General features: G+C 69.8%; 1 pseudogene. It reads left to right on the top strand.

What is annotated here, in order from left to right:
- The first annotated feature begins 26 nt into the window (after positions 1-26).
- Positions 27-944: pseudogene (locus tag IVW53_16220) on the top strand (IS1595 family transposase).
- Positions 945-1081: the final 137 nt, after the last annotated feature.

The raw sequence follows: 1081 nt of genomic DNA, 5'->3' as shown, positions 1-1081 counted from the left end.
TGGAAGCGCTCCGGCCCCGGGCGGGTTTGCACTACCCCAGGTCCACTGGGGAGTTCCAGTCCTGGTTCGTGACCGACGCCGACTGTCTGGACTACCTGGACTGGCTGCGGTGGCCCGAGGGCTTCGTCTGCCCGCGGTGCGGGAATCTCGGCGGGTGGGCTGTTGCGGACGGGCGCTACAAGTGCGCCGCGTGTGGCGCTCGGACCTCGGTGACGGCGGGGACCCTGTTCGATCGCCGGCGTACGCCGCTGACCGTGTGGTTCACCGCTTGCTGGATGTTCGCTACCGGCAAAGACGGCATGTCGGCGCTGAGCCTGCAGCGTTCGCTGGAGATCGGCTCCTACCCGACGGCGTGGGCGATGCTGCACCGGCTGCGCTCGGTGCTGGTGCGGCCGGGCCGCGAGCGGCTGAGCGGGATGGTGGAGGTGGACGAGACCTTCATCGGCGGGGAGGAGCCGGGGCTGCGTGGCGGCCGAGCCCGGGGTAAGAAGGTCCTGACCTGCATCGCGGTGGAGGTGACGCCGCCCAGGGGCATGGGCCGGTGCCGGATGGCGCCGCTGAGCGATGCATCCGCCAAGTCGTTGCATGCCTTCGTCACCGACCACGTCGAGCCGGGCACCACGGTGATCACCGATGGCTGGCAGGGGTACAGCGGCCTGGACAAGCTCGGCTACGTGCACGACCGGCGCAGCCAGCGCGCCGCCCGGGCACGCGGGAACGACCCCGGCGAGCTGCTGCCCGCTGTGCACCGGGTCGCCTCGCTCATCAAACGGTGGCTGCTCGGTACCCACCAGGGCTCGGTGGAGGCCGACCACCTATCCAGCTACATGAACGAGTTCGTGTTCCGCTTCAACCGGCGCCGATCCCGCAGCCGAGGACTGGTCTTCTACCGGGTACTCCAGCTTGCCGTCGCCCACGACCCCGTGCGGTATCGCGACCTGGTGGTCAACCCCCAGCCGAAGAAGACCCCACCCACGCCGCCCGGACGACGAGGGTCTCCACCGAGCATCGACCGGCCCCGGGCATCCCGACCATGGAGAGCGCCCTGACCAGGGATAGTCCGGTCAGATGAATACCCCCA

The sequence above is a fragment of the Chloroflexota bacterium genome (assembly GCA_015478725.1).
GTDB lineage: Bacteria > Chloroflexota > Limnocylindria > Limnocylindrales > CSP1-4 > C-114.
This window is presented reverse-complemented; position numbering and strand designations above follow the sequence as displayed.